Source organism: Dokdonia pacifica (genome assembly GCF_900188275.1).
In the GTDB taxonomy this organism is placed as follows: domain Bacteria; phylum Bacteroidota; class Bacteroidia; order Flavobacteriales; family Flavobacteriaceae; genus Dokdonia; species Dokdonia pacifica.
Map to the genome: position 1 here is coordinate 116286 of NZ_FZNY01000006.1, position 15569 is coordinate 131854.

Annotated in this window: 16 protein-coding genes; all 16 read right to left on the reverse strand. The window is 34.7% G+C overall.

The window, feature by feature from the left end; all coding sequences use genetic code 11:
• Positions 1–40: 40 nt before the first annotated feature.
• The 16 genes from CHB80_RS17135 to CHB80_RS17210 all read right to left on the reverse strand — a co-directional run bounded on the left by CHB80_RS17135 (position 41) and on the right by CHB80_RS17210 (position 15437).
• The gene (locus tag CHB80_RS17135; RefSeq protein WP_089372737.1) at positions 41–2134 is read right to left on the reverse strand and encodes a hypothetical protein; all 2094 of its coding nucleotides are present in this window, start codon (positions 2132–2134) and stop codon (positions 41–43) included.
• Positions 2135–2145: 11 nt separating this feature from the next.
• Complete coding sequence (locus tag CHB80_RS17140) at positions 2146–2688, reverse strand: RNA polymerase sigma factor (RefSeq protein WP_089372738.1); 543 nt, start codon at positions 2686–2688, stop codon at positions 2146–2148.
• A 64-nt stretch (positions 2689–2752) separates the two neighbouring features.
• The gene (locus tag CHB80_RS17145; protein ID WP_089372739.1) at positions 2753–3343 is read right to left on the reverse strand and encodes a hypothetical protein; all 591 of its coding nucleotides are present in this window, start codon (positions 3341–3343) and stop codon (positions 2753–2755) included.
• Positions 3344–3359: 16 nt separating this feature from the next.
• Positions 3360–4637 (reverse strand): aminotransferase class V-fold PLP-dependent enzyme, encoded by a 1278-nt coding sequence (locus tag CHB80_RS17150; protein WP_089372740.1) that lies wholly within the window; start codon positions 4635–4637, stop codon positions 3360–3362.
• A gap of 125 nt (positions 4638–4762) precedes the next feature.
• The gene (locus tag CHB80_RS17155; RefSeq protein ID WP_089372741.1) at positions 4763–5971 is read right to left on the reverse strand and encodes a PNGase F N-terminal domain-containing protein; all 1209 of its coding nucleotides are present in this window, start codon (positions 5969–5971) and stop codon (positions 4763–4765) included.
• Between the two features lie 21 nt (positions 5972–5992).
• Positions 5993–6544, reverse strand: coding sequence for an NIF family HAD-type phosphatase (locus CHB80_RS17160; RefSeq protein ID WP_218823096.1), 552 nt, complete (start codon positions 6542–6544; stop codon positions 5993–5995).
• A gap of 333 nt (positions 6545–6877) precedes the next feature.
• Positions 6878–7426, reverse strand: coding sequence for a leucine-rich repeat domain-containing protein (locus CHB80_RS17165; protein WP_089372742.1), 549 nt, complete (start codon positions 7424–7426; stop codon positions 6878–6880).
• 215 nt (positions 7427–7641) lie between these two features.
• Positions 7642–8403, reverse strand: coding sequence for a tryptophan synthase subunit alpha (gene trpA, locus CHB80_RS17170; RefSeq protein WP_089372743.1), 762 nt, complete (start codon positions 8401–8403; stop codon positions 7642–7644).
• A 193-nt stretch (positions 8404–8596) separates the two neighbouring features.
• The gene (gene trpB, locus CHB80_RS17175) at positions 8597–9787 is read right to left on the reverse strand and encodes a tryptophan synthase subunit beta (RefSeq protein ID WP_089372744.1); all 1191 of its coding nucleotides are present in this window, start codon (positions 9785–9787) and stop codon (positions 8597–8599) included.
• Positions 9788–9810: 23 nt separating this feature from the next.
• A complete protein-coding gene (locus tag CHB80_RS17180; protein ID WP_089372998.1) occupies positions 9811–10437 on the reverse strand; it encodes a phosphoribosylanthranilate isomerase in 627 nt (208 codons plus the stop codon).
• Positions 10438–10495: 58 nt separating this feature from the next.
• Positions 10496–10951 carry a hypothetical protein gene (locus CHB80_RS17185; protein WP_089372745.1) on the reverse strand — a complete coding sequence of 152 codons (456 nt, stop codon included), beginning with the start codon at positions 10949–10951 and terminating at the stop codon, positions 10496–10498.
• A complete protein-coding gene (gene trpC, locus CHB80_RS17190) occupies positions 10948–11724 on the reverse strand; it encodes an indole-3-glycerol phosphate synthase TrpC (protein ID WP_089372746.1) in 777 nt (258 codons plus the stop codon). Before trpC ends, CHB80_RS17185 begins: the two co-directional genes overlap by 4 nt.
• A 48-nt stretch (positions 11725–11772) precedes the next feature.
• Positions 11773–12765, reverse strand: a complete 993-nt coding sequence (gene trpD / locus CHB80_RS17195) for an anthranilate phosphoribosyltransferase (protein WP_089372747.1) — start codon at positions 12763–12765, stop codon at positions 11773–11775.
• Positions 12766–12815: 50 nt separating this feature from the next.
• Positions 12816–13421, reverse strand: coding sequence for a hypothetical protein (locus CHB80_RS17200; RefSeq protein WP_089372748.1), 606 nt, complete (start codon positions 13419–13421; stop codon positions 12816–12818).
• A gap of 14 nt (positions 13422–13435) precedes the next feature.
• Positions 13436–14005, reverse strand: a complete 570-nt coding sequence (locus CHB80_RS17205) for an anthranilate synthase component II (RefSeq protein WP_089372749.1) — start codon at positions 14003–14005, stop codon at positions 13436–13438.
• Between the two features lie 34 nt (positions 14006–14039).
• Positions 14040–15437, reverse strand: a complete 1398-nt coding sequence (locus tag CHB80_RS17210) for an anthranilate synthase component I family protein (RefSeq protein ID WP_089372750.1) — start codon at positions 15435–15437, stop codon at positions 14040–14042.
• Positions 15438–15569 lie beyond the last annotated feature (132 nt).

Consider the following 15569-nt stretch of genomic DNA (forward strand, 5'->3'; position numbering starts at 1 on the left):
GATGAAAACTATTCTTCTGAACCTTTTAGTTTATTACTATTTAAAACTGATCATTCAATTTCTTCAATTTTTCTTGTAACGCTTTTACAGTATACGCTTTAAACTCTAAGTCTAAATCTTCTATACGATCTGTATTTATATCTTTAATAGCCAATTGATACTGATTATCTACTATTTTTATAGCAACCAATGTGACTTCTTCTCCTTTGGGAACGTATCCAAAGTCAAAACCATCTGTAGTAAATTGGCTTGGTAAAATAGATCGGATACGCTTAAAAACTATTTTTACATCCGTACCATCGCTATCTTTGATTTTGACTTTGTACTTCGTGGTAGTATTACTTCTTACAAAACGATCACAGTTAATCCATCCTAGTCGAGAAGCCGTAAATAAGTAATTACTAGCTCCCGGTTGCCTAGGGACCAATCGAGCAAATTGCCTATCTGGAATTTGAGTTTCATCCCATCGCTTCCGAATCACATTACCGCCTCTCGTAATAGAATCAGTAGGTAAAATAGTAAACCCTGAATTTGGGTCATCTAAGACAGCTTTTCGTATAAAAACATAACGCTCTCCTTTTATTCTTCGTTCTTGAATAAGTCGTTTCTTTTTATAATTTTCATACCTATCTACAAAAGCAGTGTCTATTTTTACATCATTAGTATGTAGTATTTCTTTTATGTCTTCTATCACAGTTCTTCCTCCATAAAATACCGTGTCATTAGTGATAATGGGTAGTTGTATCGTACTTGTTCTAAAATTTATTGTATCTTGATTACGAGTATTTATGTTCCTTCTTGTAGCTACAGTATCTCGATTAGCAACATCCCTTCCGCGATTAGTTGTTGATCCTTCAAACTTGACAAAAATAGGTAATGAGTAAAGGGTGTTTACCGCAATACCTCTTTGTTTTCCTGGAGATAGTCTAGGAACTAATCCTAGTACTCTTTCTACTTCTTCTTGAATTCCTGGAAAAGCAGGTCTGGAATTAATCTTGGTAATATCTCCATTGGTGTCTATGGTAAATGAAGTGAAAATTCGAAGGTTATTATCTGACGTACTACGTTGAATTGCATCTGCATTGAAAGACCTATTTACGATACGCTGAAATACGTTTCTGACACATTCCATTTGATCTTCTTTAGATAGATTCTGACATTCAGGAAATGACGGTACTTCTTCAATAACGGCAAAAGGAACATTTACAATTTCTTCCAGTAATTCATCTACTTCAACTACTTCTGAAGCGTTATCCAGTACCCAATTAATCCCCTGAGTAGTTTCTTGACCTGTGAATAACTGCATGTCATCTTTTTTATCCTCAGTAGGTATTTCGATAGTGATATCTTTATCAAGTGCTAGTAATGCTTCACCAGAACGAGCTTCTACATATAGCATGCCTCCAGTTTCTAATAATTGCTCATTTGATTTTGTAGAGAGATTTGCTAAAAGGATATCAGACAACTGATAGAATTCTGAGAGCGCTACAGTTACTATTCCAGTCGCAATTTCATCAGTTCCTGTATGTTTAAAAGAATTGGCTTTAATGGTAAGTTTTGTTCCTTCCTTACCAATAATTACAGTATCCCTTTGTGTATTGATCATATATACTTCAGGAGTTTTCTTTGGATATGTGTGTAGTGGATTCTTTATTTGAGCTTCATTAGTATATAATACTGTGTCTTGATTTTCCTGGTCAATAATAATACGATCCTTAGTTTCTGCAACTTTTATATGTGTAATGCTGTCATTACTTTTTATTTCTATACTGGAAACAGCGTCTTTTCCTTTTTGAATTGTATGCTGTCTTTGAGTGGTTGTAGGCGTTGAGGTTTGTACAGGATCTTCTTTAGAGACTACACTATAAATAGCTATAGAAAGACCTATAATTCCTATACCAATCACTAGATACTTGATCCATTTTGTCCTAAGATATCCTTTGCGTGCCGTTTGAATTTCTTGCTTCAATTCAATACGTTCTACACCTCCTAAAAAGGTTAAGTGCTCTTCGTAAAGCGAGTTGAATTCGGCGTCGTTTTCTAATTGCTTTTCAAATACCTGTCTTTCTTCTTTAGATAAAGTATTGTTTATATATTCATTAATATGTTCTATGTCTTGTATGTACTTTTCCATGATGCTGCGAATTAAGATTGAACCGTTTTGTAGTTGGTTTTAAAGATGTCTTTTGCTTTTTGTAAGCATTTATACTTCTGGTTTTTTGCAATCTTTTCAGATTTAAATTGCATCATTTGAGCAATCACCTTAAAGGATAATGCTCTTTGATAAAACAGTTGTAATAATTCTTGACATCGTTCTCCTAATTCGAGAAACGCTTTTTCAGCACATTGATATTTTTTCTCCTTTAATATGCTGTGGAATGTATCCACTTCCTCAGGTTGTAAGGAATGTAATTCTTGTTTGGTATATTGTTTTTGAGTGTCCTTCCAGATAAAACGTGATACCGCATAGATATACGTGTAAAAAGAAGAAGTTAATTTAAAATCTGATTTTTCTAGATTTTTACTTACTATGATTAATGCTTCTTGAAATACATCTTGTGCATCATTTTTAGAACCGCCTTTAGAAAGTACTAATTTTTCAATTCTGGGATATAGACGATATAGTTGTCGAAACGCTTTGTCTCGCTGACCATTTTTAAAAAGCGCCATTATTTTTTGATCACTCATAAAAGTATGTTTTACTTATTAATGGTCATTTTGTAAAAAGGTCTCCCTTCTTTAATAAAATATTTTATAAAAGTTGTCTAATTTCTTTTTCAATGCCATGTACGCTATATTTTTCTAGTGCGATAATACTACCGTTAGTATCATAAGTGAGTTTTGTATAATCCTTATGCTCTTCATTTAGTTTGAAATTTGTTTTTATTTCCCCTTCTTCATAAGTGTGAGAAAATGATAAAAAATAAGTGCGTTGCTCTATCATGTGATCATTCTCATCATACGTTAATGTATACCCCCAAGGTAACTGTGAACAAATCATACATCCTGAATACTTATATTCAATTAACCTCCCTTTTGTATCATACGTATAAGAGTCTGACCAATTTGCTTGCTCATTTTCAGGATTTGACCATTCTACGATTTCTTGGTTTTTATATTTCTTCTTAATAAGTTGTTTAGGAAGTCCATAAAATAGATGAAAATGCTTTTTGTAGAAGTGCACATCTAGTGTTTGCTTCATGTCTTTTATTGCGATAGTATCTGTTTTATGCAGTAGATTATTTGAATAATAAGAAGAAACAGAAAAATATAGAGAATCTGATTGAGCATTACCATTTAGAGATAGTAGGACTGTTATTAAAATGATAATGTATTTATACATGTTTTATAGTATTGTACTAACCAGCAATTTCTTCCAGCGCTTCTACCAGGTAATCAATATCTCTTTTCGTAATAAAAATGGCAAAAGAAATACGTACTCCATTCAATCCAAAAGTATTCATAGGCCGAGTGTCTATACCATAATTTTCGGACAGTTGTTTTTTCACATCTTGCACATGCTTACCCACAACCGCTACCGTTTGTATAGCACATGATAAGTCATCATTAGCCGGAGTTTTAAACGTAAAGGTTGGATTGTCTTTTAGCTTCTCTCTAAAATAATGTTTTAGCTCATACGATCGTTTTGTAATCTTTTCCTTTCCAATCTTAGTGTGGAAATCTATGGCCGCACCCAGTCCTAAGTATTCTGGTAAATTACGCGTATTATAATTTTCAAGACGACGTATACTAGGATCATCATACCCATATGCTACCACCAATGGTTTTAGATAGTGCTGGCTCTCTTTTTTTGCATAAAATACACTAATGCCTTTCGGCGAAAAAAGCCACTTGTGAGCACTCGCTGTATAAAAATCACACCCTAAATCATGGAGGTCTATTTCAAACATTCCTGAACTTTGTGCACCATCTACAGCTACCAGAATTCCTCTCTTGTGTGCCATTTCTGAAATCTCTTTCACGGGAAGTATCATTCCATTGGTATTTACCATGTGGCACATCGAAATCACTTTGGTTTTAGAAGTAATCGCATTTCTGTACACCGCAACAATATCTTCAACAGTTTTAGGAAGGATAGGAAGTACAGGACGTACTAATTTTACTCCTTTTGACTCTTGCCATACTTTCCAAGGGACGGTACCACTGTAATGTTCATGATCTGCAAGAATGACCTCATCACCTGGTTGCAAATCAAAACTACGTGCAATTAGATTCATCCCTTCGGTGGTATTATGTGTAATGGCTATTTCTTCATTAGAGACAGTAAATAGATCAGCAACTTTTTGACGAACCGTTTCTTTCTCATCACTCCAATCTCCCCACATGTACTTAGAAGGAAACCCATCTAAGGTAGCTCTAAACGTATTGGTTGCCTCTTGTACTGGAATAGGTGAAGGTCCTAAAGACGCATTATTAAAATAATGAAGTCCTTCAGCAAAAGAAAATTGTTGTTTTATCTGTTCCCAGAAAGCTTCAGAATCATCTTTATAATCTATACTGGATACTATTTCTTTTTTAGAAGTAGAAGCATTTGCAGTATAAGAAGGTAATAAAGTAGCTCCTGTCACTCCAGCGAGTAACTGTTTTACAAAAGACCGACGACGATTGTTTTTCATAAAAGATTGATTTGTCTACATGTCTGTATTAAGATAGCTCCCTTGATAATGAGGTGTTATACGCTTTCGCGAAAGCGTATAAAGAATCAACATCAAAGGTATGCGCTGTTTAGAATGTAATTTAATTATTCTAAATCGTATGTAATATACGCAGAAACCATCCAATAATTATTTTCAGTGTCAGTAGCTATTTGTGCTTCCGGAATGGAAATGGTTAAGGTATGCTTTCCTGCTGATAAATTGTCTAAAGGAATAACTTCTGGTATTACATCACTTCCTGGACACCAATTAGAACGTGAGAAATCTGAAGATGCTATCTGTTGTGTAGAGGTCTCATCTTCCATAATTTTATTGGCAGGCCACGTAGCAGATGTGGGATTGAAACGCCTAAAACTTGCGCAATCATCTCTCCATGGGATAAATGATTTAATCATTGTTCCGTCTAGTGTGATGATATTTTCTTTTTTCACAAACTCATCACCACCTCCATGTCCGCCATGACCCGTAGTGATATAATGGAGTTTTGCATTTTTAAAAGGCATATTTATAGAAAAATCTACACGGATGGTATCTTTAGAAAAGGCATCAAACAATCGTTGTCCAGAAGCATACTTAGTTGTATTCACAAGCGGTAATACTTCTTGTTTCCTACTTGTGTGATTAGGAAAATCACTTTCATCAAAATCTAAGGAAACAGAAATAGTATACCCTTCTTTTGTCCAAGTATCTATAAAAACCCCTACATATACCTCATCGTGTAATACCGGTAAAAGATGAGAAATATCTTGCGACCAAGAAACTTTTTCTTCCCAATGAGGAATATAAATAGGCTTACGATCTTTTACGCGTTCACTATCTGTAAAATGTCCTACGCCAAAAGGGGTCATAAATCGGAGTAATTCTAGATTAGGTTTGTATGTAATACTATCTTTTGTAAAGGAAGTGACAGCCGGATAAGTTTCTTTAAGTTGCGCTAGGTCAAAGTTACCATTTTCAAAATCTAATAATGAAATATCAGTATTCGTTGGAATAACAAATAACGACCCCGATTTATCCCAAGGATCTCCATTAGAAGTCAATGAAACATTAACTGTCGCTTCTGTTTGTAAGGTGTAGTTTGGAATTTTTACTTTTTTTACAATTACACGGCCTGCATCCAAACGCAAAATAGCATCCTGTAAAGGAGAAGGTCCAGACTTAAATGCCATATCAAAATACAAATTTGTGTCTTCAAAAACATCTACAGTTGTATCTCCTAATGGTTCAATAATGGATTCCTTACAGGAGAAAAATAGTACAACTAAAGAGATGTATAAAAATGATTGTGTTTTCATAGGGTGTATTTAACTAGTAATTTAAATTTGATTTCTCCAACCTCTTTTTTCAAGACTTCTTATATTTTTTAAATCTTTTATTGATGAGAGATACTTCACAAGTAATTGTAATTCGCGATCTTCTTGATCACCTTCAAACGGATTGACATAAATAGCGTTACCGTAGTTGTCTTTTGTTTTTTCAGGAGAATCATCCACAATTAGCATACGCTCTATATTATAGCCCTGTTTCTTTACTTTCTTAAGACGTTTTTCGTGAACATAGATGTCTAAGCTATAATCTCTCCTTGTAGTACAACGTGACCTTCCCCAAATGAATTTAAAATCTATTATAGGCGGTGTGATTTGAGCTACAATATCTTCTACATATCTATCGTCTGCAGATGACCATATAGCTAAATCAAAATCGACACTTATCGTCTTTAGGAATTCTTCTAAGCCAGGTCTATTATAAATAAAATAGTCAGCATAGGTGAAACTATAGGGGATTTCTAATTGTGTTTCTGTTGCATGTATTAAGGTCTCATCAAGATCTAATACGAGTAATATATTTTTATTGTTTTCAGATGCCAATTTTGAAAAAAAATAGTTTAAGGGAAGTTAAGAATAATAATCTTCATCTTCCTCTTTGTTTTTTTTGAAAAGAATTTCAGCATTAATGCCAAATATTCTAGTACCCTTTGGGAAGAAATATGCAAGTGCTACTAACCAAATAAATACAATTATAAATATACAAGTTACCATACACGATAAGTACACCGTATTATAGGAATGTTACATTGTGTCTTTGACGCACTTTGGGAGTTTTAAATAAAAAAAAACAGAAACACTTGGGGAGATGTTTCTGTTTTAGTATTGATTTGGGGTAAATTGATTTAGGGGTAACTAGTATTAGGGGTGTTGTAATCAATATACAATTGCGAGTGTATGTGTCGTATCCATTGTTATATGAGTTGCATACATACGAACACGTCTTAAATTAGGTAGCTTACTAATTTTTTCTGGGAATACTCCTGTAAAATCATTGGCATACAGGTATAGGTATTCAAGGTTTTTTATTTTTGAAATCTCTTCGGGTATATTTCCTTCCAGTGTATTAAGAGAAAGGTTAAGGCTTCTTAAGTGATTTAAGTCTCCGATAGAAGCTGGAATTTCTCCTTTTATAGTATTGTTGTGAAGATTTATAACTTTTACATGTATTAAATCACCTATAGATGCAGGAAGCTCTCCATTAAGATTATTATTTGTGAGTTGTAAAGCAACTACTTTATGATCGATAATAGTAACTCCTTTCCAGTTTTCTACGGGTGTAGTTAAGTCCCAAGATTCTGTCCAGTGATCTCCATCTGTAGCATAGTACAAATCGATAAGCGCTTGCTTTTCAGAAGAAGATAGTGTTGTGGCTGTCGTAGTAAAAGAAAAAAACGATAGCATTAAAATAATAACAATTTTCATATTCTTGAGTTCTGTGACTACAAAAATATGAGGTGATTCACTTATCGGTATATTTTTACACAGAAACATCGATGAACCGACAAGAGGTTAATTTTTATCGATGAAATACACGGTAATATATATATTCTTATGAAAATGTAATTTTAAAAGAAAGCTTTTAAATGTTATTATTTGTTTTTGACAGCTTGAGGTTTTAGGGTCTTTACTTTATTTAATTACCGTATCGTTTTTACAAAGTCTGCAACACTATTTGCTCCGTGAGCAGTGATATGTTTTATGAATGCACTTCCAATAATGGCACCTTTCGCGAAAGCGGTAGCCGCCTGAAATGTATCTGAATTACTAATACCAAAACCTACAATTTGAGGGTTTTTAAGATGCATAGCATGAATACGTTCAAAATAAGCAGATTGCGTATTGCCAAAACCACTTTGTGCTCCTGTAGTACTCGCACTACTTACCATGTATATAAATCCATCACTAGCAGCATCTATCTGCCTGATACGCTCATCACTAGTTTGAGGTGTGATTAAAAATACATTAAGCAAGCCATACTTTTCAAAAATTGCTTTGTACTGTGCTTCATACTCAGCAAGTGGAAGATCTGGCATAATAATCCCATCAATACCAATTTCAGCACAGGTTGCACAGAACTTTTCTACCCCATATTGTAGCATAGGGTTAAAATACCCCATTACAATCAATGGAATATCAATGGTTTTTCTAACATCTTTTAGCTGCTCAAAGAGCAATTGTGTAGTCATTCCATTTTTTAATGCGGCCGTACTGCTTTCCTGAATGGTAGGACCATCTGCTAATGGATCTGAAAATGGAAGTCCAATTTCTACCATATCAACCCCACTATCTTGTAATTGTTGTAAGATAGACATCGTATCATGAATAGCAGGATAACCCGCCGTGAAATAGAGACTGAGTAATTTTTTATCTTCTTGTAATTTTTGTTGTATTCTGTTCATTTTATTCTCGCGCAGGCGGGAATCTTTTCCCGTTTACGACTTTATTATTTTCTGTCATTTCCGCGAAGGCGGAAATCTCATTCTGTTGTGTGTTCTCTTATGCTTTAACGTTTCGCCATTCCTACGGTCGTGAATCTGCCTGCTGGCAGGTCCCACAGCTCGCCTTCGAGGAAATGAAAAAAGTTTTAATAATTTACAATTTAAAATACTCGATATATGTATTCAAATCCTTATCTCCACGTCCCGATAGATTAATTACAATCACGTCATCAGGTTTGAATGTGCGTTCTTCAAATATGGCGAGTGCATGACTGGTTTCTATAGCAGGAATAATACCTTCTAACTTACTCAATTCAAGACCCGCTTGCATTGCATCATCATCTGTTACAGAGATAAATTCGCCACGACCTGTTCTAAATAAATTAGCATGCATAGGGCCTACACCTGGGTAATCTAATCCAGCTGAAATAGAATAAGGCTCTGTAATTTGTCCATCTGGTGTTTGCATTAAAAGTGTTTTACTTCCATGTATAATCCCTTCACGTCCTAAGGCCGATGTAGCAGCACTTTCGCCAGTATCAATTCCTTTTCCAGCGGCTTCTACAGCAATAATACCCACCTCTGGTTGATCTAAATAATGGTAGTAAAGTCCAGCAGCGTTACTTCCGCCACCTACACAGGCAACTACATAATCTGGATTTTCACGTCCTTCTACTTCCTGTAATTGTTTCTTTGTTTCTGCCGAAATTACTGATTGAAAACGAGCTACCATATCCGGGTAAGGATGTGGACCAACTACAGATCCTATTATGTAATGCGTGTCTACAGGATTATTGATCCAATCACGTATGGCTTCATTAGTAGCATCTTTTAATGTTCTACTTCCAGACATAGCAGGACGTACAGTAGCACCTAGCATTTTCATACGTGCTACATTAGGGGCTTGGCGTTCTATATCAATCGCACCCATATATACAATGCATTCTAATCCCATTAAAGCACAAACCGTAGCGGTTGCTACTCCATGTTGTCCAGCTCCTGTTTCTGCAATAATTCGATTTTTTCCTAATCGTTTGGCCATTAATATTTGACCAATCGTATTATTTACTTTATGCGCTCCTGTATGACATAAATCTTCTCGTTTTAAGTAAATTTTTGTGTTGTATTTTTTACTAAAACGCTCTGCATAATAGAGAGGTGTAGGGCGCCCTACATAATCTTTTAGTAATTGATTGAACTCCTCCTGAAAAGAAGGTTCTTGCATGATCTGAATGTATTGAGAGCGTAACTCTTCTACATTTGGATAAAGCATTTCAGGAATAAATGCACCTCCAAAATCACCATAATACCCTCGGTCATCTGCTTGGTATGTTTCTGTAATCATAATATTTTCGTGTTACACCTCCCTCAATCCCTCCTTTCTAGGAGGGAAGCGAGTTGAGAAGTGAAAGTTGTCAAATTTTCAATATTTTTCTGTCCAGGTCTATCTTCAAATTTACTATTTACATCTAGTGCAAGAATAGGAAGATCGGTCGCTAGGATTTCTTTTATGTTATCTATTTCTTCTAATCCAATACCGCCACTTAAAATAAATGGTTTTTTAAATGGGTAGTCTTTTAAAACATTCCAGTCAAACGTATATCCATTACCCCCTTTGGCTTTTCCTTTGGTATCAAATAAAAAAGCACTTACGTGATCTTTATATGGAGTTAATCTTTTAAAATCAAAGGAATCTTTAATAGAGAATACTTTCCAGATTTCTGGCCATGTTTCTGAGGAGTCTATGAGAACTCTTATTAAATCTTTTATATACTCTGGAGATTCACTTCCGTGTAATTGGATAATGTCTAAGTTGTATTTTTCTATTTGTGCTTTCGCGAAAGCAATCGTAGCATCTACAAATACACCTACTTTTTTTATATTTTTTGGAAGTATCTGGATTTCCCCATCAAAATTTCGCGGACTTTTCTCATAGAATATAAACCCAAGATAATCTGGCTGCAATGCAGCGACTTCTTGCGTGTTGTATTTCATTCCACAAACTTTGAGCCCCACGGAGGTGGGAATCTCACTCTTATGGCTATTATGTATCTTATTTTTCGGCATTTAATCTTTCAGCTAGTTCTTTAATACTATCATGATCATAAGGTGTAAAACTTGTTTTTCGTAAAGTGATTTTCCCACTTTTTCCATAAAATGTATAGTCACCTGCATATTCATCTATATGTTCAATCTCATCAAAAAAGAGACGATTTAGGTATAAAATTTTATTTTGAGTAATGCTCTTTTTATCAATGATAACATATGCATTGAATTTAAAAACTAACCAGAAGAGTATGTGTATACCACCTATTGCGATTAATACTTTCCAAAACGGAATAGATGTTAGTAAGAATCCAAAGTCCCTTTCGAAGATGATACCTTTAAAAAAAGGTTGAAGAAGAATTAATACTAAGATAATCACACCTAATGTTGTCCATGCTATACCCATATACAAAAAATAACGTAGTCGTTTATAGCTAAATGGGATACGTTTTTCTGAGATCATAATTGCTGTATAAATGTAGTGGCACTTTCTCCTGGATTGTCCGTTTTCATGAAGTTTTCTCCTATCAAGAAGCCTTCAAAACCGTAGGGTTGTAGCTCTTTGATAGCACTCACATTGCTAATCCCGCTTTCTGATACTTTTACAAAATCGTCAGGGATAAATGTTACCAAGTCTTTACTCGTTTGGATACTCACTTCAAAGGTCTTTAAATTTCTATTATTAATCCCTAACATATCTACCGTAGGAACAATAGATTTTAAGAGTTCTTCTTTGTTATGAGATTCACATAGTACGTCGAGGTGTAACGCTTTCGCGAAAGCAGAAAAAGAAACAATCTCTTCTTTAGTAAGGGATGCAGCAATTAAAAGAATCGCATCTGCCCCATGTGCTTTGGCTTCCAGAATTTGATACTCATCAACAATAAATTCTTTGCGTAATAATGGAAAATGAGTAGCTGCTCTAGCGAGTAGTAAATCATCTAAAGAACCTCCAAAATACTTTCCATCTGTCAATACAGACATACCACTAGCGCCTGCAGTTTCATAACCTCGTGCTACGTCTTGAACACTTAAGCTATGATTAATGACAGATTTACTAGGAGATCTTCGTTTATGCTCAGCAATAATTCCAGAACCTTGTTGTAATGCCTTAGCCAGCGAACTCGTCTCACGATCAAAAAGTGGATACTGCTCCAGTTGTCTAGTGGAGATCAATTGTTTTTTTAGCGCTACTTCCTTGTGCTTATCGGCTATTATTTTGTCTAATATTGTCATGTTTACATCTCACCCTAGCCCTCTCCCTGAGGAGAGGGAATTAGTATTTTATTTACTTAATTCCTGTAATTTCTTTAATTTTTCTAGCGCTTTCCCAGACAGTAGACTTTCCTTTGCTTGTTCAAATCCTTCTTTCGGACTTAATCCTTTTACGGTGGCAATCGCCATTCCAGCATTAGCACATACCACATTGTTTTGTGGAGCTGTCCCTTTGCCAGAAATTACATCTACAAATATCTTTGCTGATGCTTCTACACTATCTCCTCCATAAATATCTTGCTGTGTATGTGCTGCTACTCCAAAGTCTGCTGGAGTAAGCATAGTTTCTGTCAGGTTTGTAATGGTTTTGGTGGGGCCCGTTAGTGAGATCTCATCATAGCCATCTAATGCATGTAAAATGGTAAAGTTTTTATTTCCTTTTTGGTAGAGGTATCCATACATTCTAGCTAATTCTAGATTGAAAACGCCCACCAATTGATTTTTAGGAAATGCTGGGTTTACCATAGGCCCAAGCATATTAAAAAAGGTTTTCACTCCTAATTCTCTACGTATAGGTGCTACATTTTTCATAGCAGGGTGGAAGAGAGGGGCGTGTAATACACACATTCCCGCTTCGTCCATAGATCGTTTTAAAAAATCTTTATCATTACTAAATTTAATGCCTAAATATTCCATGACATTACTACTACCACTTACGGATGATACCCCATAGTTTCCATGTTTTGTTACGTGTGCGCCTGCGCCAGCAGTAACAAAACTTGATAGGGTAGAGATATTAAATGTGTCTTTCCCATCACCACCTGTACCACATAAATCTATGGTGTTATAGTCAGAGAAATCTACAGAGAGGCATAGGTCTAGTAACGCATCTCTAAATCCTTCTAATTCTTCTACTGTAATGCTACGCATCATATATACCGTAAGGAAAGCAGCAATCTGACTTGGATTGTATTTTCCTTCGGATATGTTGACTAAAATTTCACGGGATTCTTTTTTAGAAAGAACATCGTGTTGTATAAGTCTATTAAGTATCTTTTTCATAGTTGTTTTCTGTAAAGACAGAAATCTTATTTTAGTTATTCTATAACCCTTTATTCTTTGGGTCTATTGATATATATAATCTCTAGCTCTTTTGAATCTGCTACTATATTTTCTTGTCCTTTTTTAAGGATGTTTTCTTGTTTAGGAATTCCTTTCCCAAATTCTTTACTATCTATATAGTTATAGATACCTGTACTTGTAGAAGCGATCCATCCTTTTGCAAAAGCTGATTTATTAATGTTTACACTACCACTTTTGTAGCTAGACATTAGTTTTTTTGCAGCTCTTACTGCATCTTTTTCTGCGGTATTATTTGGAAACATTAGATAAGTTCCATTTTTAAAAAGTACCCAGTTTTTTCTATCTGGATGAATCCCTAATTGTACATTAAAAATAAGGGATTTATAATCTTCTCTTTTTTTGTTGACAATATCCGTTTTCTTCTTTTTTGCAGCAGGTTTTTTAATCTCTTTTTTGACTACAGGTGGGGGAGGAGGTTCTGGGATAGAGTCTTCTATAGATACTTCTGGGATTTCAGGTGTTTTTGTTTCTGAAGTTGTTTCAGGTGCTTTAGGAGGTTCAGGTGTTTTAGGTGTATCCTTTGCACAAGAAAAAATCACACTACTAAGTACTACATAGAAAAAGAGACGTCTCATTATTTTGGGTTTAATTAGTTATTAATCCAATTTTTGATCATTGATTTTCCATCGGGAGTTAATACACTCTCTGGATGAAATTGCACACCACGTACATCATATACTCTGTGGCGTAATCCCATAATTTGTCCCGTACTATCTACTGCAGTGATTTCTAAGCTTTCTGGAAATCCCTCCTGTGCAACTACCCATGAATGGTATCTCCCAACATTTATTTGGTGATCTAGCCCTTTAAAAAGAACGGTGTCATCTTGAGTAATGTCAACTTGGGTAGCGACTCCATGAAATACTTGATCTAAATTGATAAGTGTTCCTCCAAAAACTTCTCCGATAGCCTGTTGTCCTAAACATACACCTAATATACTTTTAGTAGCTGCATATTTTTGAATAACTTCTTTCAGTAAGCCTGCTTCTTCTGGAATACCTGGTCCAGGCGATAATAAAATCTTATCATAGTCTTCACAATCATCAATATGAAATTGATCATTACGCTTCACTATTACGGTACAGTCTAGTTCTTCTAAATAATGCACTAGATTATATACGAAACTATCATAGTTATCTATAACGAGTACTTTTTTCATCTATTTTATTTTTAGGTCATATACTGAAGATATATTAGATCTCTTCAGCAAGTTCTAGTGCTTTTGTCAAAGCACCTAATTTATTATATACTTCTTGTAATTCTTTTTCTGGATCGCTACCAGAAACAATTCCAGCTCCAGCTTGATAATGTAATGCATGGTTTTTACTTAAAAAAGAGCGAATGATTATCGCATGATTAAAATTGCCATCAAAGTCCATAAAACCGATTGCACCTCCATAAAATGTGCGATTACGATTTTCATATTTTTCTAATAATTGCATCGCCATATGTTTTGGAGCACCACTCAAAGTTCCTGCTGGAAATGTATCTGCTACTACTTGTAGTGTACTAGAAGATGCATGTTTCTGAGCAGTTACTTTACTTACCAGATGTATCACATGTGAGAAAAATTGAACTTCTCTATAGGTTTCTACTTGTACGCCATGTCCATTTCTAGAGAGGTCATTACGAGCAAGATCAACAAGCATTACATGTTCACTATTTTCTTTTTCATCTACAGCGAGTTCTTTTGCAAGTTGTGCATCTTGTTCATCATTTCCAGTACGTTTAAATGTGCCTGCAATAGGGTGAATTTCTGCTTTTCCATCACTCACAATAAGTTGTGCTTCTGGAGAAGAACCAAATATTTTAAAATCCCCATAGTCAAAATAGAAGAGATAAGGAGATGGATTTACACTACGTAAGGCTCTATATACATTAAATTCATCTCCTTTAAATTGTTGAGAGAATCGCTTACTAGGTACAATTTGAAAAACATCTCCCCGTTGGCAATGTTTTTTACAAGTTTCTACGAGTCCTTTGAAATCTTGATCAGAGATATTAGTATCTGGTGATCCTTCTCGATTAAAATTATACTCAGCAAAGTTTTTAACTTTTAATAATTGTTCTATTTGTGCAATGTTATCTTGTGCTGCTGTAGTATGACAAAAAATATAGGCTTCATTATTAAAATGATTAATCGCAATGATGTTTTGATACACCGCATAATACATATCTGGAATTGCTAAATCCTGTTCTTTTTTTGTGATTTCTATATCTTCAAAAAAATGCACAGCGTCATAAGATAAGTATCCAAAAAGACCATTATTTATAAATTTAAAATCGGATGATTCTGTTGAGAACGCTTTCGCGAAAGCGTCCAAAACACCAACAACGTCAGTTTCTGGAGTAATTTTTTGAGATGTAGTATTACCATCCGGGAATTGTTGTACAATTTCATCTCGATCTACTTTTATAGAAGCAATAGGATTACAACAGATGTAACTAAAGCTATTATCATTTGCATGATAGTCACTACTTTCTAGAAGTAAACTATTGGGAAAACGGTCGCGCAAACGTAAGTATACAGATACAGGCGTAATGGTATCTGCTAGTAGTTTTTTTGAATATGTTTTTAATACGTATGTCATTGCATATACTTTTATAAAAATGAAAAAGCCTGTCGTAAGACAGGCTTTTAATATATTTTAAATACATAGGAGCTTCTTACGATAACGTTTGTTTCGTATTCCACCACCAAGTATGTACTGTATTGTTTCTCA

What these genes read in the sequence shown, in the direction of transcription:
- CHB80_RS17155 (WP_089372741.1), bottom strand. Translation starts at nt 5,971, where the DNA reads ATGAAAACACAATCATTTTTATACATCTCTTTAGTTGTACTATTTTTC.
- CHB80_RS17150 (WP_089372740.1), bottom strand. Translation starts at nt 4,637, where the DNA reads ATGAAAAACAATCGTCGTCGGTCTTTTGTAAAACAGTTACTCGCTGGA.
- trpB (WP_089372744.1), bottom strand. Translation starts at nt 9,787, where the DNA reads ATGATTACAGAAACATACCAAGCAGATGACCGAGGGTATTATGGTGAT.
- CHB80_RS17165 (WP_089372742.1), bottom strand. Translation starts at nt 7,426, where the DNA reads ATGAAAATTGTTATTATTTTAATGCTATCGTTTTTTTCTTTTACTACG.
- CHB80_RS17180 (WP_089372998.1), bottom strand. Translation starts at nt 10,437, where the DNA reads ATGAAATACAACACGCAAGAAGTCGCTGCATTGCAGCCAGATTATCTT.
- CHB80_RS17145 (WP_089372739.1), bottom strand. Translation starts at nt 3,343, where the DNA reads ATGTATAAATACATTATCATTTTAATAACAGTCCTACTATCTCTAAAT.
- CHB80_RS17210 (WP_089372750.1), bottom strand. Translation starts at nt 15,437, where the DNA reads ATGACATACGTATTAAAAACATATTCAAAAAAACTACTAGCAGATACC.
- trpD (WP_089372747.1), bottom strand. Translation starts at nt 12,765, where the DNA reads ATGAAAAAGATACTTAATAGACTTATACAACACGATGTTCTTTCTAAA.
- CHB80_RS17205 (WP_089372749.1), bottom strand. Translation starts at nt 14,005, where the DNA reads ATGAAAAAAGTACTCGTTATAGATAACTATGATAGTTTCGTATATAAT.
- trpA (WP_089372743.1), bottom strand. Translation starts at nt 8,403, where the DNA reads ATGAACAGAATACAACAAAAATTACAAGAAGATAAAAAATTACTCAGT.
- CHB80_RS17185 (WP_089372745.1), bottom strand. Translation starts at nt 10,951, where the DNA reads ATGATCTCAGAAAAACGTATCCCATTTAGCTATAAACGACTACGTTAT.
- CHB80_RS17135 (WP_089372737.1), bottom strand. Translation starts at nt 2,134, where the DNA reads ATGGAAAAGTACATACAAGACATAGAACATATTAATGAATATATAAAC.
- trpC (WP_089372746.1), bottom strand. Translation starts at nt 11,724, where the DNA reads ATGACAATATTAGACAAAATAATAGCCGATAAGCACAAGGAAGTAGCG.
- CHB80_RS17200 (WP_089372748.1), bottom strand. Translation starts at nt 13,421, where the DNA reads ATGAGACGTCTCTTTTTCTATGTAGTACTTAGTAGTGTGATTTTTTCT.
- CHB80_RS17140 (WP_089372738.1), bottom strand. Translation starts at nt 2,688, where the DNA reads ATGAGTGATCAAAAAATAATGGCGCTTTTTAAAAATGGTCAGCGAGAC.